The sequence below is a fragment of the Bacillus sp. C1 genome, assembly GCF_054570475.1.
The window spans coordinates 105,495-128,525 of record NZ_JBTMZT010000003.1; the positions used below are offsets into that span (position 1 = coordinate 105,495).

Annotated in this window: 24 protein-coding genes; 10 read left to right on the forward strand and 14 right to left on the reverse strand. The window is 36.3% G+C overall.

Features of this window, described 5'->3' with window-relative positions; genetic code table 11:
* Positions 1–465 precede the first annotated feature (465 nt).
* The 3 genes from ACX5JI_RS11525 to ACX5JI_RS11535 all read left to right on the forward strand — a co-directional run bounded on the left by ACX5JI_RS11525 (position 466) and on the right by ACX5JI_RS11535 (position 3,211).
* On the forward strand, positions 466–1,413 hold the full coding sequence (locus ACX5JI_RS11525; RefSeq protein ID WP_459501183.1) for a metal ABC transporter substrate-binding protein: 948 nt from the start codon (positions 466–468) through the stop codon (positions 1,411–1,413).
* A gap of 126 nt (positions 1,414–1,539) precedes the next feature.
* Complete coding sequence (locus ACX5JI_RS11530) at positions 1,540–2,010, forward strand: GNAT family N-acetyltransferase (protein ID WP_459501184.1); 471 nt, start codon at positions 1,540–1,542, stop codon at positions 2,008–2,010.
* Between the two features lie 346 nt (positions 2,011–2,356).
* Positions 2,357–3,211, forward strand: a complete 855-nt coding sequence (locus ACX5JI_RS11535; RefSeq protein WP_459501185.1) for an alpha/beta hydrolase — start codon at positions 2,357–2,359, stop codon at positions 3,209–3,211.
* 31 nt (positions 3,212–3,242) lie between these two features.
* On the opposite strand, the gene ACX5JI_RS11540 is transcribed toward ACX5JI_RS11535, so the two are convergent.
* Positions 3,243–4,193, reverse strand: coding sequence for a CobW family GTP-binding protein (locus ACX5JI_RS11540; protein WP_459501186.1), 951 nt, complete (start codon positions 4,191–4,193; stop codon positions 3,243–3,245).
* 212 nt (positions 4,194–4,405) lie between these two features.
* Between ACX5JI_RS11540 and ACX5JI_RS11545 the strand changes: the two genes are divergently transcribed.
* Positions 4,406–4,552: a hypothetical protein gene (locus ACX5JI_RS11545; protein WP_459501187.1), complete on the forward strand. Its 147-nt coding sequence runs from the start codon at positions 4,406–4,408 to the stop codon at positions 4,550–4,552.
* Between the two features lie 46 nt (positions 4,553–4,598).
* Here ACX5JI_RS11545 and ACX5JI_RS11550 read toward each other — a convergent pair whose 3' ends face one another.
* The gene (locus ACX5JI_RS11550) at positions 4,599–5,183 is read right to left on the reverse strand and encodes a GNAT family N-acetyltransferase (protein ID WP_459501188.1); all 585 of its coding nucleotides are present in this window, start codon (positions 5,181–5,183) and stop codon (positions 4,599–4,601) included.
* A gap of 102 nt (positions 5,184–5,285) precedes the next feature.
* Positions 5,286–6,758 (reverse strand): flavin monoamine oxidase family protein, encoded by a 1,473-nt coding sequence (locus tag ACX5JI_RS11555; RefSeq protein ID WP_459501189.1) that lies wholly within the window; start codon positions 6,756–6,758, stop codon positions 5,286–5,288.
* A gap of 184 nt (positions 6,759–6,942) precedes the next feature.
* Between ACX5JI_RS11555 and ACX5JI_RS11560 the strand changes: the two genes are divergently transcribed.
* Together ACX5JI_RS11560 and ACX5JI_RS11565 are read left to right on the forward strand one after the other, a co-directional pair.
* Positions 6,943–7,146 (forward strand): DUF3896 family protein, encoded by a 204-nt coding sequence (locus ACX5JI_RS11560; protein ID WP_459501190.1) that lies wholly within the window; start codon positions 6,943–6,945, stop codon positions 7,144–7,146.
* Positions 7,147–7,238: 92 nt separating this feature from the next.
* A complete protein-coding gene (locus tag ACX5JI_RS11565) occupies positions 7,239–8,243 on the forward strand; it encodes an LLM class flavin-dependent oxidoreductase (protein WP_459501191.1) in 1,005 nt (334 codons plus the stop codon).
* Positions 8,244–8,469: 226 nt separating this feature from the next.
* On the opposite strand, the gene ACX5JI_RS11570 is transcribed toward ACX5JI_RS11565, so the two are convergent.
* The 3 genes from ACX5JI_RS11570 to ACX5JI_RS11580 form a co-directional block, all read right to left on the reverse strand.
* Complete coding sequence (locus ACX5JI_RS11570) at positions 8,470–10,266, reverse strand: NTTRR-F1 domain (RefSeq protein WP_459501192.1); 1,797 nt, start codon at positions 10,264–10,266, stop codon at positions 8,470–8,472.
* A 381-nt stretch (positions 10,267–10,647) separates the two neighbouring features.
* Positions 10,648–11,103, reverse strand: a complete 456-nt coding sequence (locus tag ACX5JI_RS11575; protein WP_459501193.1) for a DUF3939 domain-containing protein — start codon at positions 11,101–11,103, stop codon at positions 10,648–10,650.
* 95 nt (positions 11,104–11,198) lie between these two features.
* The gene (locus tag ACX5JI_RS11580; RefSeq protein ID WP_459501194.1) at positions 11,199–11,642 is read right to left on the reverse strand and encodes a Dps family protein; all 444 of its coding nucleotides are present in this window, start codon (positions 11,640–11,642) and stop codon (positions 11,199–11,201) included.
* A 239-nt stretch (positions 11,643–11,881) separates the two neighbouring features.
* On the opposite strand from ACX5JI_RS11580, the gene ACX5JI_RS11585 reads away from it, so the two are divergent.
* A complete protein-coding gene (locus ACX5JI_RS11585) occupies positions 11,882–12,922 on the forward strand; it encodes a YkvI family membrane protein (RefSeq protein ID WP_459501195.1) in 1,041 nt (346 codons plus the stop codon).
* 32 nt (positions 12,923–12,954) lie between these two features.
* On the opposite strand, the gene ACX5JI_RS11590 is transcribed toward ACX5JI_RS11585, so the two are convergent.
* The 4 genes from ACX5JI_RS11590 to ACX5JI_RS11605 form a co-directional block, all read right to left on the reverse strand.
* Positions 12,955–13,323, reverse strand: coding sequence for a DUF3979 family protein (locus ACX5JI_RS11590; protein WP_459501196.1), 369 nt, complete (start codon positions 13,321–13,323; stop codon positions 12,955–12,957).
* A 180-nt stretch (positions 13,324–13,503) separates the two neighbouring features.
* Positions 13,504–13,818 carry a hypothetical protein gene (locus ACX5JI_RS11595; protein WP_459501197.1) on the reverse strand — a complete coding sequence of 105 codons (315 nt, stop codon included), beginning with the start codon at positions 13,816–13,818 and terminating at the stop codon, positions 13,504–13,506.
* A 238-nt stretch (positions 13,819–14,056) separates the two neighbouring features.
* Positions 14,057–15,106, reverse strand: coding sequence for a ribosome small subunit-dependent GTPase A (gene rsgA / locus ACX5JI_RS11600; protein ID WP_459501198.1), 1,050 nt, complete (start codon positions 15,104–15,106; stop codon positions 14,057–14,059).
* 179 nt (positions 15,107–15,285) lie between these two features.
* Entirely contained in the window at positions 15,286–15,813 is a 528-nt protein-coding gene (locus tag ACX5JI_RS11605) for a DinB family protein (RefSeq protein ID WP_459501199.1), read from the reverse strand.
* Between the two features lie 199 nt (positions 15,814–16,012).
* Here ACX5JI_RS11605 and ACX5JI_RS11610 point away from each other — a divergent pair, with 199 nt between their 5' ends.
* Positions 16,013–16,360 carry a DUF4257 domain-containing protein gene (locus tag ACX5JI_RS11610; RefSeq protein ID WP_459501200.1) on the forward strand — a complete coding sequence of 116 codons (348 nt, stop codon included), beginning with the start codon at positions 16,013–16,015 and terminating at the stop codon, positions 16,358–16,360.
* An 84-nt stretch (positions 16,361–16,444) separates the two neighbouring features.
* A complete protein-coding gene (locus tag ACX5JI_RS11615) occupies positions 16,445–16,669 on the forward strand; it encodes a hypothetical protein (RefSeq protein WP_459501201.1) in 225 nt (74 codons plus the stop codon).
* A gap of 322 nt (positions 16,670–16,991) precedes the next feature.
* Here ACX5JI_RS11615 and ACX5JI_RS11620 read toward each other — a convergent pair whose 3' ends face one another.
* Positions 16,992–18,176, reverse strand: coding sequence for an MFS transporter (locus ACX5JI_RS11620; RefSeq protein WP_459501202.1), 1,185 nt, complete (start codon positions 18,174–18,176; stop codon positions 16,992–16,994).
* A 47-nt stretch (positions 18,177–18,223) separates the two neighbouring features.
* Positions 18,224–19,162, reverse strand: a complete 939-nt coding sequence (locus ACX5JI_RS11625; protein WP_459501203.1) for an aldo/keto reductase — start codon at positions 19,160–19,162, stop codon at positions 18,224–18,226.
* Between the two features lie 107 nt (positions 19,163–19,269).
* Here ACX5JI_RS11625 and ACX5JI_RS11630 point away from each other — a divergent pair, with 107 nt between their 5' ends.
* The gene (locus ACX5JI_RS11630; RefSeq protein ID WP_459501204.1) at positions 19,270–19,578 is read left to right on the forward strand and encodes an ArsR/SmtB family transcription factor; all 309 of its coding nucleotides are present in this window, start codon (positions 19,270–19,272) and stop codon (positions 19,576–19,578) included.
* Between the two features lie 40 nt (positions 19,579–19,618).
* Here the strand turns inward: ACX5JI_RS11630 and ACX5JI_RS11635 are convergent, their stop codons facing one another.
* Positions 19,619–20,569: a S8 family peptidase gene (locus ACX5JI_RS11635; RefSeq protein WP_459501205.1), complete on the reverse strand. Its 951-nt coding sequence runs from the start codon at positions 20,567–20,569 to the stop codon at positions 19,619–19,621.
* A gap of 165 nt (positions 20,570–20,734) precedes the next feature.
* Positions 20,735–22,876, reverse strand: a complete 2,142-nt coding sequence (locus ACX5JI_RS11640; protein ID WP_459501206.1) for an MMPL family transporter — start codon at positions 22,874–22,876, stop codon at positions 20,735–20,737.
* Positions 22,877–23,031: the final 155 nt, after the last annotated feature.

Genomic DNA, 23,031 nt, shown 5'->3' on the forward strand with positions numbered 1-23,031 from the left:
TTCCCTTTTACCTATTCTATCATAAGTAAAGCACTATGCTTGACGCAAGTGCTTTACTTACTCTTCTCTCCTTTTTCTCTTGGTGGCTTTGTTATTATTGTAGAGTCACCTAGATTATTTATTAATGTCTTCAGGAATAGCAAAACGCTTGTTAACGGTAAAACTACCGCTAATATTAATAAAATCGCCTCCATTAAGTAATCCAACTTCTCATCCCCCTGTCATACCCTTCTACTTCAATATATGAAAGAAGTGTTGTCATATATGTGACATTCATGAAAATTAATACTGTTCTTTTTGACAACTTTATAACAAAATCAAATCGGAATGATTATTATTTATTGCAACTTTCACAAAGATGTATTATACTAAGTTCGCAACTTAAAACGTAATTATTACGTTTTGTAACAAAAAATGTTTTTTGGAGAAAATAAACTTGGAAAAGACAGAAAAGAGGAGAACTACATGAAGAAAAAGTTACTAGCATTTTCTTTTATACTTGTTTTTACATTAATTTTCGCTGGATGTTCCGGCAAAAAAGATGATGTAGCAAAAAAAGATGGAAAGCTTTCTGTGTATACAACTATTTTTCCACTGGCTGATTTCGCTAAAAAAATCGGTGGTGACTATGTAACGGTTGAAGCGATTTACCCACCTGGTGCTGACTCTCATACATATGAACCGAGTCAAAAACAGACCGTACAAATTGCGAAAGCAGACTTATTTGTGTATAACGGTGCAGAATTAGAACCGTTTGCAGAAAAAATGGAAAAAACATTAAAAAAAGAGAATGTAAAAGTTATTAATGCATCTAAAGACTTTGCTCTTATCGCTTCATCAGAAGAAGAACATCATGAGGAAGGGCATAAAGAGGAAGAACATCACCATCACGACAAAGATCCACACGTATGGCTTGACCCTACACTTGCGATGAAACAAGCTGAAAAAATTAAAAATGCACTTGTAGCATTGCAGCCACATCATAAAAAAGAATTCGAGAAAAACTTCGCTGCCTTGCAAACAAAGTTCACCGATTTAGATGATCATTTTAAATCTGTTGTTTCCGATGCAAAAACGAAAGACATTTTAGTCTCTCACGCTGCATATGGATATTGGGAAAAACGCTACGGATTAAAACAAATACCAGTTGCTGGAATCTCGGCTTCCGATGAACCTTCACAAAAAGAACTTGCTACTATTACAAAGACAGCAAAAGATCATGGTTTAAAATATATTCTTTTTGAGACGTTCTCTACTCCGAAAGTCGCAGAAGTTATTCAAAAAGAAACCGGAACAAAAATTTTACGTTTAAATCACCTTGCTACTATTTCTGAAGATGATGCAAAGAAAAACAAAGATTACTTCACATTAATGGAAGAAAATGCGAATGCTTTAAAAGAAGCTACAAGCTAACCTTTTCTGTAAGGCAGCTGAACATATTCAGCTGCCTTTTTTCTATACATCACCTTGACTGAAACGAAAGAACAAGTAAAATGATCCATATCAGCTTTATCACACTTCAGAAAGCGAGTTGGAACTATGAACCTTCACATTTGTGAAGTAACAGTAAATAATTGGCGTTCAATCGCTGCTTTAAACGTAGCAAAAGAGCAACAACAATTTATAGAGAGTAATGCGTTTTCTTTGGCAGAATCTTTATTTGAAGAAAACGGAACGTCAGTAGGTTTATATGATGGAGAAACACTTATTGGATACGCAATGTATGGTTGGTATTCAGCAACAGATGACAGCGTATGGTTAGATCGTTTTATGATTGATTACCACTTTCAAGGAAACGGGTATGCAAAACGGTTTCTCCGCCTGCTAATTCAGTATTTACAACAAAAATTTCAATGCAAAAAGATTTATTTAAGTCTTCATTCAGAAAACAAATTAGCAATGAAACTATATGAGTCTTTCGGGTTTCACTTAACTGGTGATATAGATGATGAGGGCCCCGTTGTTGGTGTTGTAATGGAATTACAAATAAATGAAAGTATAAGCCTGTGAAAGCAGGCTTTTTTTATTTTCTACTACTATTCACGGACATCCTCCCAAAGCTCATTTAAAACAAAAAAAGTTCAGTGAAAGATAGATTCCTACTTTATTAATAAGGCATTTGTATCCCTCCTTCTTTTCTTGCATTCCTCCTCCGACTTTGATTACAAAATGACCATGCTTCATTTTCCAACTTTCCATTAAATTTATAATTGTTTCTTTTATCATAAAATACTATCCTTTTTTCTAAAAAGGAAACACTTCTATTTTTAATAACTACACGCTAAAAGAATAAAAACAATCTTTCAGCGAAAATATATACACATGTGCAAAATCTGTAGTAAATGGAGGTTTTATGTTGAAAGCATTCAAGTTCTTATTCGGAATCGTAACTTCTATTTTAATCGTACTAAGCAGTAATAACTTCCTTATCCCAGTCGAAGCAAAAATAGAGACAGATATGGATGTAGTACGTCAAAAACCCATTACGTTTGTACTTGTTCACGGGGCTTGGGGAGACTATAGTTATTGGGATAAAACAGCTAATGAGTTGAAACAAATGGGCCATAAAGTATATACGCCTAACTTACCTGGACATGGAAAAGATACGAATAAAGCTGTAAAACATTCTGATTATGTCAAATCTGTAGTTACTTATGTGAAAGAAAGAAATATTACAAACTTTGTTCTTGTTGGTCATAGTTTTGGTGGTACTGTTATTTCAAAAGTTGCCGAGCAAATTCCAGATCGAATCCATAGACTCGTCTTTATGGACGCATTTGTCTTAGCAAATGGAGAAAGTGCAGCTGATGAAATCCCAGTCGAAGGAAAAAAACTTTGGGCTGAGCTTGCAAAAAAATCGAAAAATAATGCTATCCAATTGCCTTTTCCTATTTGGCGAGAAACCTTTATGAATAATGCAGACTTAGCGTTAGCAAAAGAAGTTTATGAAACTGTTACACCAGAACCTGCTGGACCTCTCTTTGAAAAACTGGACCTTACAAAATTTTATCAATTGAATATCCCCAAAAGTTATTTCTACTTAACCGAAGACACGGCAGTTCCACAAGGTAAAGAATCGGGATGGCATCCTCACATGTCAAATCGCCTTGGATTATTTCGTTTAGTAACTACACAAGGTGATCACATGACTATGTTCCATGTTAAACCAACAATTGTCGCAAAGAAATTAGTTGAAGCTGGTAGAGATTAGTAACAAAAATAAGCTTGCTAAATTAGCAAGCTTATTTTACGCATTCTTTAAAATGTTCTTGGAACCATTCTTTATTAATATCTTTCCCGATAAAGACTACTTCACTCACTCGCTCTTCTCCCTCTTGCCACTCTCTGTCATAAGAAGCTGCGAATAATGTATGAACACCTTGGAAAACGATTCGGCGATCTACTCCGTCAATCGAAAGAATTCCTTTATATCGATATAAATACTCTCCTAATTCTTGAACGACAGCTGACATCCATTCGTTTAACTTCTGTAAATCAAGCGGACGCTCTTCACGTAATACAAATGATTTCACACCTTCTAAATGATGATGCTCTTGATGTGGATAAATTTCTAATGTATCACGCGTTTTAAACGTTTGAATTTCTAATAATCCCGGGATATCCACTTCACAATTTGTTGTTGGAATTAATTTTGCAGTTGGATTTATACCTTGTAATTCAGTAAGAAGCTGCTCCTTTTCCGACTCTTCAATTAAATCTAATTTATTTACCAATATCATATCAGCAAAAGCAATCTGTTCTTTTGCTTCTAATCCTTTTTCAAAGTGTTTATGTATATGATAACTATCCACTACTGTGACAACGCCATTGATTTGGTATGCTGATTGAATAACCGGGTCTAGAAAGAACGTTTGGATAATTGGACCTGGATTTGCAAGACCTGTCGTCTCAATCACTAGACCATCAAAATCCATTTTTTCTTCTGCTTTTACGTCAAGTAATTGTTTTAAAGCAACAAGTAGGTCTTCACGCACTGTACAGCATAAACAGCCATTTGTCATTTCCATAATTTCTTCTTCTACATTCATAATTAGTTGATTATCGATGCCAATTTGACCTATCTCATTTACAATAACTGCTAGTTTCTTTCCATGCTCTTCCGACAAAATACGATTCAATAATGTTGTTTTCCCAGATCCAAGAAAACCAGTTAAAATTGTTACTGGAATCATTTTTTACAGCTCCTTATGCCTATATCTCTATACATTATATCATACAGAAAAAACATATTTATTGTAAGCATCTCACATTAGATCGTCAGCAATGGTTTACCATCTTTGAAAGTTCGAATGAGCATCCCGTGCCTTAATGTGCTACATGATAATATGTATTGAACGACCCACTCCTTTTCATGTTATAATCACCATAAAAAGGATGATTTTTTATGAATAACTCAAATAAAGATCCCTCCTGGAAACTGCTCAGAATTTGGTTATCTATTCCAAGAAATGCAAGACTTGCATTCTTATGGGCTATTCTTTTAGGAGCTTCCTATTTAGGTTGGATAAAAATCATTAAACAGTTCTTATAACGACTAAAACTTAACTAATAATACAATTCAAAAAAGAGCTAATCTATTATAGCTCCTCTTTTTCATACCTATTTCTTGTCATTGCAAACACACAAGTATCCCTTAATCCATTACCATCTACTGCTGCACTATTGCTTTCTAAAATTCCCTCTAATTTAAAACCTAGTCTTTCAGGTATCGCTCTACTTTTTACATTTCGCGAATCACATCGAATCTCTATCCGGTTTGCCTGTAACTCAGAAAAAGCATAATCCATAATACCTTGTGCTGCTTCTGTCATATAGCCTTTTCCAGCAAAGCGCGAATCTATCCAATATCCAATTTCAAATCTTCTTATTTCCCAATCAATACGATGCAATCCAGCAGAAGCGACAAATTCACCTGTTTCTTTTAAAAATACTAGTAGTCTCAAATCTTCACGTTGTAAAAATTGAATATGTGATTTTCTTATACTCGCCTCGATTTCTTCTACTGTTTGCTCCTTTTGAGCAAAAGTCATCCAAGGCTTTAATTCTTTTATCGATGCATTGATAGCTTCATATACTACCTTTCCATCTCCTGGCTTTGGTAGCCGGATAAAAAGTCTATCCGTGTAAAATTCAGATGAAAAATCAAGTAATAACGGATTCATTCCAAACACTCCTATTTTTCTTTTATATATAATAATATTCAATCCTGGCCACACAGTAAATAGCTTTTTCTGAACTTTCCGATCAGCACAATATATTCCTGCTTATACACTCAATTGATTCACTTCAACCGCTGCACGTATTCCAGACTCAATTGCACCTTGTATCCACCCATGATAAAGCGTTGTATGGTCCCCAGCAAAATAAATCTTCCCTTCAGGTTTTATAATAGCTGCGTGCAGTTCTGTTTCTTGTCCTGCCTGAAAAATCGCAAATCCACCTAAAGCATATGGGTCTAATGTCCAATTTTTTACTACTCCTGACATAAATTCATCATACACTTGGCTACCTAATATAGTCGCTAAATTTTGCAATGTGTAATATATACGATCACCTTTTGACAATCCATCCCATAATAACGCATCGTATGACCACGTATAACTCCCAAGCATCATAGCTGGTCCCTTTGAGCCAATACCATGGCTTGGATAATATGCATAGCGGATTGGTAAATCTGTTATAATCCTGCCTCCTAATTGTCCTTGTTCTTCCCAAAAACGACTTTTAAATTGAATTCCTATTTTAGTCGCGGCCATATAATGTAATTCACGAATTGCTCTCCACTTGTCATGTGATATAGAATCAAAAGGATCAATTTCAACAAAGCGCATTGTAGAAAATGGAATTGTAACAATCACTAAATCACCTGTTATGCTACTATACTCAAATGTTTCTTCATGCCTGCAATATGCGGTCACTCCCTTTTCATTTTGATGAAGCTTCATCAATTTTTGATTATATATAATATCATCCTGTAACTGAGGTAAAAAAGCTTTCGGAAGCTGGTCATTGCCTCCTGGAATTTCACAAAAACCGCTTTCTTCCTGCAGTGTATATATGTAACGTAACGTTTCAACAAATGCTCTTTCTAAAAAACCATCTAAATCTAAAAGTACACCCATCATTTCAATTGCTACAGGTGAAAAATTCGTATTATATTGATAAGTGTAATACTTTAAAAATTGCGCTGTTGAATACTTTCCAAAATCTTTTTCAACAATTGCCCAGTTTTTATTTGGATCTTTTCTAATAAATTCAATAATTGGCCGCATCGCTAATAATAATAATTCCTCAGATGTTTTTCCTTCTTCATTCATTGCTACCGGATAACGTAATATACTAGGATTCGTCTCATATTGTTTCAATGTTGTTTTTCTGCCATTCGCATAAATAATATCTGTTTCCCTTCGATTAATAAATGGGGCCACTTGTAGCCCAAACTTTTTTATATAAGCCATCGTTAATGTATGTACATATGGGATACGCATTGCTCCCATCTCAAAATATAATTCAGTACCCTCTATTCTAAACGTTTCAATCCGGCCACCTACACGATTATTTGCTTCTAAAATTTTCACATGATGTCCTGCACTTTTTAGTAACGATGCTGATACTAAACCAGCCATTCCAGCACCAATTATAATTATTTGTTTCGGTTGTACCGGTTTTGGTAATCCCTTGTCAATGATTGTCAACATTTCATTAATTGTGAACCGAGATTGTATATGTGCTTGCATCATTCCACCCCTTACTTCATAAATATAAAACAACGTTTCACTGAATTTTATTCATGAATATGATAGAACAGCACAGGGTTTTTCTGAATATTCAACAATAAATAATGATGATTAGCTCTCATTTTCACTTTCTTATCGTATAATAAAAATACAGGTAGGAAATGTAAGGAAGGAATTGATAAAAATGAAACGTACTTACGACTATCTTGAGACAAAAAAATATTTACAATTCAAAAAACAACTGCTATGCAAAAAGTTATTAGATGAAAATTTAAGTGAAGAAGATCAAAATAAAATTAAGATGGAAATCGATAACTACGAATATATTTTAACTTTAGTGGAAATGAATCATTATGAACGTGGAATTTCTCACGAAAAGCGAATGTGAAAACATTCGCTTTTCATTTGAGCATTTCTCTACGCATTTTTTGTAAGTAAATATATAATAGAATGTACATTAAAGATAAAGAGGTATATTCTATGATAAAACTAAGTGTATTAGACCAATCCCCTATTTCTGAGGGGAGCACAGCAACTGAAGCTTTTTCTAATACAGTAACACTCGCTCAGGAAGTAGAAAAACTAGGATTTACTCGTTTTTGGGTATCTGAACATCATAATTCTGTCAGTTTAGCTGGTTCAAGCCCCGAAGTACTCATATCTCATATTGCTGCGAAAACAAATCGCATCCGTGTGGGATCCGGTGGCGTTATGCTTCCTCACTATAGCTCATATAAAGTAGCTGAAAACTTCCGGGTATTAGAGGCACTGTATCCGAATCGAATTGACCTTGGAGTAGGTCGTGCACCAGGGGGCATGCCTATTGCAACGCGCGCGTTACAAGAAGGAAAAATGATTTCTCTCGATCAGTACCCCGATCAAATACAAGATGTAGCAATGTACCTACATGACAAGATTCCCGAAAACCATCACTATGCCAATCTAAAAGCTTCTCCTGTCATTCCGACTACACCTGAAATATGGATGCTCGGATCCAGCGGAGAAAGTGCTACGATTGCCGCAAAGCAAGGAGCTGCTTTCGCCTTCGCCCAATTTATTAATGGTTATGGTGGCCCAGAAGTGATGAAAGCTTATCAAGAACAATTCCAGCCGTCTTTCTTAGGAGATAAACCGAAATCAATCGTTTCGATTTTTGTTATTTGCGGGGAAACAAACGAAGAGGCTGAAAAAATCGCTTCTAGTCTAGATTTATCAATTCTATTATTAGAACAAGGAAAGCGTACAACTGGTACTCCTTCTATTGAAACAGCACAAAACTATCCTTATAGTGCTTATGACTTGTTCCGCATTAAAGAGAATCGACAACGTATGATTGTTGGAGATCAGGAACAAGTAAAAAAACAAATTATGGAATTAAGCAAAGCATACAATACCGAAGAATTTATGATTGTTACCATTACTCATCAATTTGAGGATAAATTAAAGTCTTATCAGTTATTAGCAGACGCATTTGAGTTACAATAACATGAACCTTTCATAATTATCGATTTAAATGATTATTTCAAAATGAGTTACCCGAAGTAAGTTATTTCAAAAATTATAAAACTTGTATTATATTAAGATACAGTTACGGAAATTAATACAAAAAAGTCATTCTGATTCATTATCAGAATGACTTTTTGTTTTTACACATGAGCTTAACATTTTTTAGTTAAAGAATAAATGTAATTACAAGAAATATGTGTACTATTTAGAGGCCAGTCTCTCCTGTTGGGCCGGTTGCTCCCGTTGGTCCTGCTTCTCCTGTTGGGCCGGTTGCTCCCGTTGGTCCTGCTTCTCCTGCCGGGCCAGTTGCTCCCGTTGGTCCTGCTTCTCCTGCTGGGCCAGTTGCTCCCGTTGGTCCTGCTTCTCCTGCCGGGCCAGTTGCTCCCGTTGGTCCTGCTTCTCCTGCCGGACCTGCTTCTCCTGTCGGGCCAGTTGCTCCCGTTGGTCCTGCTTCTCCTGCCGGGCCAGTTGCTCCCGTTGGTCCTGCTTCTCCTGCCGGGCCAGTTACTCCCGTTGGTCCTGCTTCTCCTGCTGGGCCGGTTGCTCCCGCTGGTCCTGCTTCTCCTGCCGGGCCAGTTGCTCCTGTTGGTCCTGCTGGGCCAGTTGCTCCCGTTGGTCCTGCTTCTCCTGCCGGGCCAGTTGCTCCCGCCGGACCTGCTTCTCCCGCCGGACCTGCTTCTCCCGCCGGACCTGCTTCTCCTGTCGGGCCAGTTGCTCCCGTTGGTCCTGCTTCTCCTGCTGGGCCGGTTGCTCCCGCCGGACCTGCTTCTCCTGTCGGGCCAGTTACTCCCGTTGGTCCTGCTTCTCCTGCTGGGCCGGTTGCTCCCGCTGGTCCTGCTTCTCCTGCCGGGCCAGTTGCTCCTGCTGGGCCAATTTCTCCCGTTGGTCCTGCTTCTCCTGTTGGGCCAGTTGCTCCCGCTGGTCCTGCTTCTCCTGCCGGGCCAGTTGCTCCCGTTGGTCCTGCTTCTCCTGCCGGGCCAGTTACTCCCGTTGGTCCTGCTTCTCCTGCTGGGCCGGTTGCTCCCGCTGGTCCTGCTTCTCCTGCCGGGCCAGTTGCTCCTGTTGGTCCTGCTGGGCCAGTTGCTCCCGTTGGTCCTGCTTCTCCTGCCGGGCCAGTTGCTCCCGCCGGACCTGCTTCTCCCGCCGGACCTGCTTCTCCCGCCGGACCTGCTTCTCCTGTCGGGCCAGTTGCTCCCGTTGGTCCTGCTTCTCCTGCTGGGCCGGTTGCTCCCGCCGGACCTGCTTCTCCTGTCGGGCCAGTTACTCCCGTTGGTCCTGCTTCTCCTGCTGGGCCGGTTGCTCCCGCTGGTCCTGCTTCTCCTGCCGGACCTGCTTCTCCTGTCGGGCCAGTTGCTCCCGCCGGACCTGCTTCTCCTGCCGGGCCAGTTGCTCCCGCCGGACCTGCTTCTCCTGTCGGGCCAGTTACTCCCGTTGGTCCTGCTTCTCCTGCTGGGCCGGTTGCTCCCGTTGGTCCTGCTTCTCCTGCTGGGCCGGTTGCTCCCGTTGGTCCTGCTGGGCCTGATTGTTCAAATGCTAACAATGCTATATCATCTATAACCACATTTGAGCTTCCAATCTGACCTGGCTTATAGATAGCTACAGTAGCATTAGTAGCCGTAGGTGGCACTAAAGAAGGAATGAAATACAATTCCAACCAATTATTTTGACTACTATCTGGAAGACGATTGAGTGGAATTATAGTATTTAAACCGTATCCTATAAAATTAGTTGGACTAACTGCTCCCGCATAATAAGCAATCGTAATCCGAATAACTGGACTTGAAGCTCCTCCATTTTTTGCAAGAGAGACAAGTAATTCATAACTTTCATTTTGGGATACAGGTACCTCTTGCACAATAATTGCATCTACAATTCCGCCAGAAAGACTTGCACTGTAAAAACCAGAATGACTACGTGTAGCGTCAATCACAGCATTCACAGTCTGAAACGGAGAAAGTGTCCCAGTCTCAAATCCTCCGTTAACAATGAGATTTTTAACCATAAAAACACCTCCTTTCTCTGATTTTATATCTGTATGAAATTGATAGAATTCTTGATTGGACATTTGCATATAAAGTATAATAAATGTACTTTAATATATATTTTCTTAGAACAAAAAACATATAAAATGAGAACTCTTTGTACGAACCCTCATATTTTTCCAATTCATTATTTTATAGATTAATATTTTTATAACAAACCCACTTTTAAAGGTGACTTTTACTAATGAATTTACAGCTTCCCGTCATACATCACTCCTTTCTAGCACTCTATTTATAATTCAAATCCATATTGATAAAATGATCGATTTATTTATAAAAATATAGTCTCAAAGTCTTTTAAATACAAAAAAAGACAACAATATATTATTGTTGTTTTCATACTAAACTATATTTTTTTTACTTTTATCTGGTTTACTTGAAACTAAATAATGCTTCTCTGAAATATATAAATCTCGCTTTAATATACGATCTAAATATGGTGCTAATTTCATTCCGCATATGAGACGATCTTCATTATCTTCTACAATCGGGAACATTTCTTTCTCAGTCACATATTGATCTACTGCTTTTTGCACAAGGTCAATTTCTTTTACAAGTTTTAAATTTTCTTCTGTATGTTCAAATACCTCAAGTGTTTCCTTCGTTATAATGAACGAATTAGTGGGGAATGCTGCTAAATAAGGTTTTAATAGGTCATAATTCACTGTGTAATCTTCATTGACTAATACTGTATAAACAATATTTGCATTTTTTTCTAGAAACTTAGCCATCGCTTGTTCTAATTCATCCTTCGTAATTTGTCTCTCCTCTTTTCCACTTTTGAAAAAGCGAAACATTGCATCGCCTCCTTTTCCTACATTGTACCATAAAAGGAAAACTTAAAAATCATAAAAAAACCTATTGACAGAACTTTCAATAGGTTTTTAATATCTTATTTTAAAAATGCGCTTAGCATCCAAACATGTTGTTCCAATGTTGTATGAATAGCTAATAGCATATCTGCTGATGTTTCGTCTCCAGCTTCATCAGCTATTTCCATACCTTCTTTTAACTCTTGAATGATTGCTGAGAAATCATTTACTAATGTTTGTACCATTTCTTCAGCGGATTCTTTACTTGTTCCTTCATGTACAGTAGATGTATTTAAATACTCTTTCATTGTTGCTAATGGTTTTCCTTCTAGCGCCAAAATACGCTCTGCTAATTCGTCAATATACGTTGCTGCTTCTGTATAAAACTCTTCAAATTTTTCATGTAATGTAAAGAAGTGTGGGCCTGTTACATACCAGTGATAGTTATGGAGTTTTACATATAACACATTCCAGTTTGCTACCTGCTTGTTTAATACTTCAACAACATTTGTTTTCGTACTCATTCAATCCACTCCTCTTACTATTTTATAATTATTATCTTTTAATAATACACAATTATTGTACCATGAATTCCCTTTTCGTCCAAGTCACTCACTTATATGTAACAAAGTTGCAACAACTCTAATCATTCCCTAATACTGCAAATCCATGCCCCTTTCTTTTCCTTCATATGTCTAATTGTCCAAACTCACACATATGCATAATAATAGGTCAAGCTCATCATAGTAGAAAGAGGGATTACATGGATAATCAGCAATGGCAAGTAGCTAAAAAAGTTGCTGCCACTTATATTGGGACTGTCGTCGGGGCTGGATTTGCAACTGGGCGAGAAATTGTTGAATTTTTTACGATCAATGGATTATACGGAACAATTGGAATATGCATAAGTGGAATTTTTTTCATTTGGCTCGGCACAAAGATGATGTTACTTTCTTCGCAAATTGGTGCCTTTTCCGCTCAAGAATTTAACCGATATTTGTTTGGCGATGTATTTGGAAATGTAATAAACACTTTATTATTACTCGTACTTTTTGGTGTAACAAGCGTTATGCTATCAGGGGCTGGAGCTGTATTCGAAGAACAACTGCGTCTACCACGACAACTTGGCATTTTCATTACTGTTATCGCATGTATTATCATCGGTAGCCGAGGACTACAAGGTGTATTTGAAGTAAATACACTTGTCGTACCAATTATGATGATTTTTATTATCGGACTTGCTATTACAACTTTTATTCATGGTACAATACCTATTTTTAACACTGTTCCAGAAGAAAGTTGGAATACGCGATGGATAACAAGTCCACTTACATATGTCGCCTTAAATCTGTCTCTTGCCCAGAGTGTTCTCGTACCGCTAGCAAGCGAAGTAAAAGATAAAAAAGCAATTCTATGGGGCGGAATTTTAGGAGGAGCTGGGTTATGTTTTATTCTATTATGTAGTCATTTAGCCATTCTATCTGTTGATCAATTTTATCAATATAACATCCCCATGGCTGAAGTCGTAAGAAGATTTAACGCTACTTTCCACTTCTTCTTCGTTCTTATTATCTTTGGAGAAGTGTTTACCACACTAGTTGGAAATGTATTTGGAATGACCAAACAAATGCAATCTATTACTGGCTGGAAGAGTAATCATATTATCTATTTTATTTTATTAATCAGTTATTGTTTTAGCTATATTGGTTACAGCGAACTTCTTCACATCTTGTATCCAATTATCGGATGGGTTAGCATCATTATTCTACCAATTATCGCATATAAACAACTAGAAAAAACATAGTAAAAAAGCATCCGTTACGTACGGATGCTTTTTTACTCACAATCTTCACAAACTTCCCAATATAGACCCATTTCTATTGTAAGAAATGGCTTTAATTGTAAGCGAATCATTCGGCTTGGCATACGCTCTAAAACAAATTGAACCCCTTCTTCATCCTCTTCTAACTCTGTTTTTAAGATTGCTATTCGCTGTATAGTTGTAATTGTCTGACCTTCTTTATATAAAGTAATTCGCAACTCGTCATATTCATTAAAAAACAATTCTACATTCATATGTTCCGGTGATACACTATTAACAATTGAATACTGACCGTCTTCTTCTTGGATTACATATTTCCAGCCAGTTTTTCCATCTTCCACCGGAGCAACTTGAAATAATGACATCAAATCCTCGTATAGCATAAGATAACCCCTCTCTTACTAAAACACAATGAGTATTTTATATACCCTTTTTCTCTACCACTAGCCAGTTTATTGTACCATATATCAATTGACTTGCTATATTCATCTGCCTGTTATACTTTATCGCTTCTATATTTTAACGCAAAAACAGGAATGACATGAATCATTCCTGTTTTTGCGTTAAAATACTTTTCCTGTCGCAACCAAAGCTAATACTACTACCAAGCTTACAAAGAGTAATGACACGATGAAACTGAAAATCGGTAATATTTTCTTTTCATTCTTTCTAAATAATAATTTCAAACTAATAATTACGTTTAATGGAACAAATATGAAATAAAAATATTTAATAATTTGTACGACACCACTTGAGCTATTAAAAAGTGTTTTTAATACAAACACTTCAATGAAAAAGATAAGAAAAAATGAAACACTCAACCAAAATGAGGCATAGCTAAGCCATGAATGTTTTTTTGTTCCCCAGTACACTCCCATATTTTTCTCCTTTATAAATAATCTACTTTACAATAATTATACACGCATATAACAAATTCCTTTATTTTTCGACGATAATTTTCTATTTTTTCAACTTATCACTTTCTATAAAGTGAAACTTTAATCAATGGGGTTTTCTTCATCCCCACTGATTATCAGCCCTCACGGATCGGGCTTTAGCGAGATAAAATCAATAAAAAACCAAAAGCATGCTATCCACTTTTGGTTTTACTCCATTCTAATTTTTCCGGTTTTGCTTTGCCATCTTTCTCCACTTCCCTCGTTCAGCACGAGCAAGTACTGGATCTTGTTTTCTTAGCGCGTATGCAATTTCTCTTTGTAATTTTTTGTAATTCCGCAAACGATTTGCTACTAAAATACCTGCATCAATCGCACTGCGAACGGCACACCCAGGCTCATTTTCATGCTTACAATCACGAAAACGGCATTCTCTCGAAATTTCTTCAATATCAGAAAACGCTGTATGAATCGCTTCGCTTCCTTCCCATAGCTGAAGCTCTCGCATCCCTGGCGTATCAATTACTAAACCACCGTTCGGTAATTGGAACAACTCTCGATGAGTCGTAGTATGTCTTCCTTTACTATCCTCTTCACGAATACCACCTGTTTTGGCAACTTCACTTCCCATTAATGCGTTTAACAAAGTAGATTTACCTGCACCAGAGGAACCGACAAGGGCAATCGTTTTACCAGAAGCAACAAATTGTTGTAGTAATTCAATTCCCGTTTGCTGCAAACTATCCACTACAAATATTGGCACACCAATAGCTACCGCTTCTGTTTCCGATATCTTTTGCTCCACATCTTCACATAGGTCCCTTTTCGTCAAAACAATAATAGGTAGTGATCCACTTTCATAAGCTAATAATAAATAACGTTCGATTCTTCTTACGTTAAAATCATGATTCAGTGCATTTACTAAGAAAAGATAATCAACATTTGCTGCCACAACCTGTTCAGCAGTTCTTTCTCCAGCTGCTTGTCTAGAAAAGGAGCTTCTTCTTTGGAAAACACGATGAATAATAGCCTTTCCTTCTGCTTCTATTTTCCTTATATGAACCCAATCACCAACTGCTGGATAATCCCCTTTATCTAATGCTTCATGCCGAAACTTTCCCGATAACTCAGCTATATACTCGCCATCATCACAAATAATCCGATACACGTGCTTATGTTCAAGTACAATTCGACCTATCTCATACGTTTCTAAAGATTGATTCTCAAAAAAAGAATCCCAACCAAATGATTCTAAACGATTTTGATTCAAATTTATATCCTCCCTAGTTTGAGCCCAGTAGAAGGATAGCGCGATTCCTTACAAAGTTCCGCTCTTTCCGTCCACCTTTGTATTCGCTTTAACATCTATAGAAATAATCACCATAATACATCACTCCGTTCTTATTTTAATTACTTTCATTATATGTAATATTATTTTAAAAAGCTACTTTATTTAACGGAATTTTCTGTTAAAAAGTTTTTTATCGTTCTGATTTGTCCACGATGACTAATTTCATCTTCTAAGACATGAAACCACAAATAATACTGATTATATATAACTCCATTTCCCCATTGTCCTTCTGACAGTAACCAATCATCATCTTTTTCCTTTAAATATTGCAATGATTCTTCTCGAACTGTATGTAAAAGCTGTACGTAGTATTGCACTTCATTCCTATTAATTTCCCTTCCCGCTTCTCCTAAGAAAAGGGCATCACTCCAGTTCTCTAACTCTTCTTTTGTAAAATCGCGATTTTGGAAAGAAATAAGCTGGTGAACTTTTTCTATTGCCGCAATGTGTTTTAATAATGCACCGATAGAATTGCCGTCATCGACTAGAATAAAATCTAAATGATTTACTGTTAAATCTTTTATTTCTTGTAATGTGACAGCCCTTGTATGTTCAAGCATACTAACAAGTCCCCCAATATTTGGCGTATAATCCTCTACACTTCTAATTCGATAATCTATTTTCATTTTTTCATCCTCCTTCTCTACATTTATAATAATGAAAAAGAGCGTCGTATAATAGACTGAAGTATACCAGAATTTTCTGTTATAATGAAATTGAACATGCATGTAGCCAAACCAAATTTTCTCAATATTTGTATATGAAATTGACAAAGGAATCCATACGAAAGAATCCGAATTTTATATACTAAAAGGAGTGGATTCGATGGAAATGTATCAATGGCTAACTGCTGTTCTCATTGGTGGCGTTACTGGTTTCGTTTCCCATCTTATCAATAACCAAGGCAAGTTATTGCTTCCACGCCGTTTAAAAACATTTTTTCATCTTGGTTTTTTCACTGATATTTTGACTGGTAGTCTAGCTGCACTTCTAGGACTTGTTTTATTCGATGTAATAACAGTAAAGGAAATTGTGAAAGTGTCTATTGTTACTGCTATTTCTGGTCAAACTTTTTTACTACACCAAGCTCTTGGTGGTGAACAAGCAAAGAGTACTCAAATCGGTAAAGCTGATGAAAAAATTCAAGAAATTGACAAATTACTACGACGTTAAGCTACACTTTCATTATAAATGATTGTTATAATGAAAATAAATCTCTCTGAACTGTATCGTCTGTCAGAAGAAAGGGTGTTTCGTATGACAAAAAAGAAAATAGAAGATTTCTTAACAGACTCTGAAAAAGAGGAACTGATAGACAACTACAAATGTTTACGAGCAGCCCGCACCAAGCGTGAAGCTAACTATTTTGGTGAAGCAGTCAATCACCTATTAGATAAAGCAAAAAAAAGAATTATTAAAGAAGCTGGCATAAAAGATGAAAATGCTGCAACTGTTCATTCTAAACGAAAAGCACTGTTTTAAACATACTATTAGAACAGTGCTTTTCATTATATTGTTTACATAATTATTTTATATATAACTCCAAATTTAAAAACGAACATCAAACCATTCTTTTCAGATGGATGAGAGTGTCCGGCCATGGATAGAAGCGGTCAGTGCCTTTTTTAGCCCCATTCCATGTGAAAACAGAAGGAGAAAATGAGTGAAGGTCTCTATCTGTTCTTCATAATCATAATACATCTGTTAGAAAATCAAATGGGATTTATATATTCCACTAAAAAATCGTTCGAATAACTATCAGTAGCAAGTCTCACACTTATCGAATTTTTAGTTTATAGTTCAGTTATGAAACAACTCTTTGCTTATCCCTCTCCTCTTTTGCTATATATCGATCACTTCTTCTAAATACAAGAAACGCAAACACATATGTAATCGCTGTGAAATAACCAATCGGTGCGAAGCTATGAACTGCTCCAAATAGCATTCCTGCTACTGCCGCTCCAATTGTTTGTCCAATATACATTGAAGCATTCGCTAACGCTGCCCCTGTTCCTCTTGCTATACTAGACAGTTTTTGCAAATGACTCATCATTAGTACGAATAAAATCCCTGTAATAAAAAATAGCAGAAAGAAAAATAACTCAACTAACAACATTTGTTTTAAGTGCGGTAAAATTATATATAAACTAGCTACAGCAACAATGCCACCATAAAACATAGAAGGATAACCAAGTTTCTTAACAAGTCTAGGCCCTACAATATTACCTGTTAAGTTTCCTACTCCAAGTATAAGCATTGCAATTCCTACTTCGTTTACTTGTAACCCAAACTGAGTAGTTAGCCACACCCCAAAGAACGAAAATGCTGCAAAATTACCAGTTTGGAAGAGGAAATATGCGAAATAAGAAAGTGAAACCTGCGAATGCCCCAACAATTGTTGATATCGACTTACAATAGATTGACGCTTTTCTTCTATTTGTAGTGGTTGTATTTCTGGCAATACAATATAAATAAAAAGGACAAGCACCGCTGAACAAATGCCAATTATAAAGAAAGGTGCTGTATAATGGATCGTTGCCAAATACGCTCCAATAGGTAATCCTAACACTTGCGCTAATGATAATCCCGCCGTTGCAATCCCCATTGATTTCACAATTTGATTTTTTTGCACAAGAAGCGGAATAGATGCCCACACTTGCGGAGATACAAATGCTGCACTTACCCCTGCACAAAAACGAAAGATCAGCATCCACCAAAAGCTCGGTGCGACTCCACATAAAAAGGTACTAATTGCAAAAAAACTCATACCTCCTAGCATTACCCTCTTCCGATTTAGTCCATCAGAAATAGGTCCAGCAATAAGTGCAAATACGGCATATCCTAATGCATACGCACTGACCATCCACCCTGAAACTTCTGTTGGAATACTATATACTGTTTTCAATGTTGGTAAAAGTGGAGAAATTAAAAAGGTGTCTGTACCAATCATAAACATCGTAATAAAAAATAATATTATAACTCTATTCATCTTTTCCATCTCCCTAATGAATCGAAAGGGGATATTTCTCCCCTATTCTATTCATCTTCTAAAATAGATTGTACATATTTCAAATCACTATCATTTAACGAAACATCTACTACTTTTATATTTTCCCTTACTTGCTCTGCACGTTTTCCACCCGGAATCACTGTATCTATCCCTCTTTGTCCTAAAAGCCAAGCTAGCGCTATATGAGCTACCGTTGCGTCTTTTGTTCTAGCAAACTCTTTTAATTTTTCAACTTTCATAAAGTTCTTCTTATATGTATGTTCTTCAAATAGTGACACGTCCCGTCGCCAATCACCCTCGTTCAATTTTAAATTTTCTGTATATTTACCACCTAAAATTCCAAAAGCCAGGGGGCCATATGGAATAAATGAAATCCCTTCGTCTATACAATATGGTATAAGTTCTTTCGCAGCTGTACGATCTAACATATGATAAGGAGACTGAAGTACATCAATATCTCCAAATTGGTTTGCCTCTTTTAATTGCGTTACATTTACATTCGATATTCCAATTGAGCGAATTTTTCCTTCTTCTTTTAAACGAACAAGTTCTCCAATTGAATCTATATACATCGTTTCAGGATTCGTAAAATGTAAATAATATTGATCAATATAATCTGTTTGTAATCTTCGCAAGCTCTTTTCAACAGCATTTCTTAAATAACTTGGTTCATTGTTAATACAAGTAGAACCATTGGCTAATAGCTGTATCCCTCCTTTTGTAGAAAGTACAAGCTCTTGCCTTTTCCCCTTAATTGTCCTCCCTATTAACTCCTCAGACCTACCAAACCCATATGAATCTGCTGTATCTATAAATGTAATTCCTTGCTGAAGTGCCTCTTCAATCATTTTTGTTCCTTCTTGTTCATCCACATGTGAATATAAATTATAGCCCCCGACTGCATTTGTACCTAAACCTATTTGTGAAACTTGTAAACCCGCCTTTTGTAACTTTGTATAATTCATTTTTAATCCCCCTATATTTCTATTGTTCGAATATAATCGAACAATAGAAATATAACACGTTATATGTTATAGTGCAACTAAATAAACTTATACAAGTAGGTGAAAGTATGCGAACACTCTATCATCCAAATCAGGAAGAAATTCAGTTTTCTTCTGTCCTATATGCTCTCAGCGACCAAATCCGTTTACAAATTGTAACCATGCTAATGAAGCGAAATGAACAATCATGTGGCGCATTAAATATTCCAGTTGCTAAATCAACTTTGTCACATCATTTTAAAGTGTTACGCGAATCCGGTGTTATGTATACCCGTCTAGAAGGTACGCAGCGTTTTATTTCGATTCGAACGGATGATTTAAACACTAGATTTCCCGGATTATTAGATGCTGTTTTACAAGCAACGGAACCATACTAAAAAACATCTCATGTCTAAATGAGATGTTTTTTAGTAACAATTATTCTTTTAACAAATCTATTAATCCATTTCCTTCTGCTGTTCGCTCATATCCTAATGGTACAGTATGCTTAATAAGCTGTGCATAAATTTCTGGCTCTGTTAACTTTCTTCCATATTCTCGCTCACATTTCTTAATAAGAAGCGCTAATGCTCCAGCAATGTGCGGCGTAGCCATTGATGTTCCGCTTAATACCGCATATTTTCCTTCAGGATAAGTAGAAAGAATTCCTTCCCCCGGTGCAACTAAATCAATTTCTTGATTTGAATTACTAAAGCAAGCAAGTTTTCTTTCTAAATTAACCGCCCCTACTTCAATTACTTCTGAATAGGCACCTGGAAAATCTAATTCTTCTGTTTCACCACTACAATCTCCATTATTTCCTGCAGCACATACAACAAGCACATCCTGCTTTACTGCATGCTGAATAATTTCATGTAATTCTGGAACATCTTGTGGTCCACCAAGTGACATAGAAATAATTCGTACTCGTTCTTGATTCGGTCCTCTCCATCGTACCGCATAATCAATCGCTTCAATAATTTGTTGATAGCTTCCCGATCCATCTCCTGATAATACTTTTAGCACTAATAATTTGGCAAGTGGTGCAACTCCTAAGACTCCAACACCATTTTCTGTTGCCGCAATTGTTCCCGCAACATGAGTACCATGTCCATTATTATCAATATAAACATTTGGGTCACCTTCATAATCCTCAGTGAAGTTTCTCCCCCCAATAATTCGGTCTTTTAAATCTATATGAGTAATATCGCAACCTGTATCTAATACTGCAACAACAATATCTTTTCCTTTTACACTTTTTTCCCAAACTTCAGGAGCATGAATCAGTTGCACACCTGGTGGAATTTCATTTACTTGCTCAACTACTTTATCTACCGTAAACGGAATTAATTGAATACCTTTTTGTTTATTCGCTGTACTACTGTTCATCATAACCCCTCCTCAACATATATTAACCCCTCTTATTGAATACGTTTACAACTATTAATAATATTCGTTTTCTCTCTCCTATTTTCCTGCTTCATGATGTTTCTCAATATAAAAAACACGTCTTTCCCATCAAATATTTTGACGAAAAAGACATGTTTGATTATACTATTTCATTTTTTGTGGCCACAAACTCCACTTCTTTAATAACAGCATAATTGCTGGAACAAGTAATGTCCGCACAAGGAATGTATCGATAATAACCCCTAATGCAACTACAAATCCAAACATAAACAGCTCTAATAATGGCTGAGTCGTTAACACAGCAAATGTAGCTGCTAATATGATACCAGCAGACGAAATGACGCCACCTGTCGCTGTTAAGCCGTTTTCAATAGCTGCTTGTAACGGGTGATGCGTTGCTTCTTCCTTAATGCGTGAAACGAGCATAATATTGTAATCAACACCAAGTGCAACAAGGAACACAAACGTATATAGCGGAATTCGATAACTCATGTCAGTATATCCAAACAAATGTTGGAATAAGAACATACTAAGCCCTAATGCTGCACAATATGATAATAGTATCGTGCCAATCATATAAATTGGTGCGATGAGTGATTTTGTTTGAATGCCTAACAAAATAAAAATTAAGATAGAGATTAACACGACAATTAGTGTTGTATCATGGTTATTTATATCATAAAGATCTGCTTGCTTCGCTGTTTCGCCTGCAAAATAAACATGACCATCCTTTACGAATTCATTTTCTTTACTTTGAAGTGATTGAATCGTATCCATTGCTTGTAATGAGTATGGTTGATCTTTTAAGATTACCTGCACTTTTGCTACTTTCCCATCCTCAGACAATAATTGACTTGTATTCCTTTTTAGCATTTCAACGGAAGGATTGACTCCTTCTACACCTTTTTGTACAGTCAACTTTTCTACAAATTGTACAATTTCTTCGTTTGATAATTTCTCTTCTTTACTTACTACAACCGTAATCGGTGCTAATTGACCAGGAGAATATTTCTTTTCAATTAACTCATACCCTTGTCTGGATTCTAAATTTGCCGGGAAAGATTTTAATAAATTAAATGAATATTTAATTTGAAAAATATTCATTGAGCATACGACTAAAAACAGCGCAACTGCCCCTCCAACGATATATGGTTTCCTTACTACAGCATGACTCACCCTTTTCCATATCAAGTGTGTTTCTTTTTGCTGTCCAACCTTTGGAATAAGCGGCCAGAATGCCTTTCTACCAAACAGCGTGAAGAGGGCTGGTAGCAATGTAATTCCACCTAGAATAATGATAATAAGCGCAATAGAAAACAGCGGTGCAAAATTTCGATAACCATTATATACTGCAAAAAAGAGCATTAACATCGAAGCAAGTACAGTACTCCCACTAAAGAAAATGGGTTCCCCTACTCTTCTCATCGCTTGTTTCATACTTTCATATTTATCCTCACGCTTTTGCAACTCTTCCTTGTACCTTGCAAAAATAAATAAAGCATAATCCGTTAATGCCGCAAATAATAAAATGGACATAATCGACAATGATTGTGATTTAATTTCAAGACCAAACTTACCAAATAAGCCAAGGCTTCGATCGATTACTTGATACACAATAATTGCCGCTATGAGTGGAATAATTGCTAGAAGTGGTGAGCGATAAATAATAATTAATAAAACAAAAATCAATCCAATCGTTGACAATAAAAGCAACACATCAGCATTTTTAAAGATTTCTAATGTATCTGCAGCAATCCCTGCAGGACCCGTTACCTTCGCCTCCATACTAGAAGGTAGTTCCTGTTTTAATTCTTTTTTTATTTGCTTTACAGTCGTATGAATCTCTTCTACTTCTAGATTATTTGTCATTGTTACAGGTAAAATAAAACTTGTTTTATCTTTAGATAAAAATCCTGTTAACATTTGAACTGACATTTCACTAATTGGTACAATTTTCTCGACATGTTTTATATTTTTATCTTCTAGCTTTTTAGCTATTTCTTGAACACGATGTAATTCTTCTTCCTTCATTTCTTCTTTTTGATCAAATACAATAATAGCGGGTAAACCTTCATCATTTGGAAAATACTTTTCTACTTGCTTTTCAGCTTGTATAGATGTTGCACTTTCCGGAATCCCATCACCACTTACATTATTTGCGTATTTCTTTGCTGGTTTTGAGACTCCTGTTAGTATAAGCATAAGCATAATCCAAGATACAACAATGATCCTTGCACCTTTTTTACTACTCGCAAAGTCTGTTATGTTCTGTAACCATTTCCACATACAACCCCTCCTTACATGTTGTTAATCTTTAATAAAATTAACTAATAGTTTTACACTATATGTATATTACTTTCTTACAAACAACTAAAGTGTAGGACAAATATATACGAAATACAAGACTGTTCACAAAAACTACAAATTACTATTTGAATATA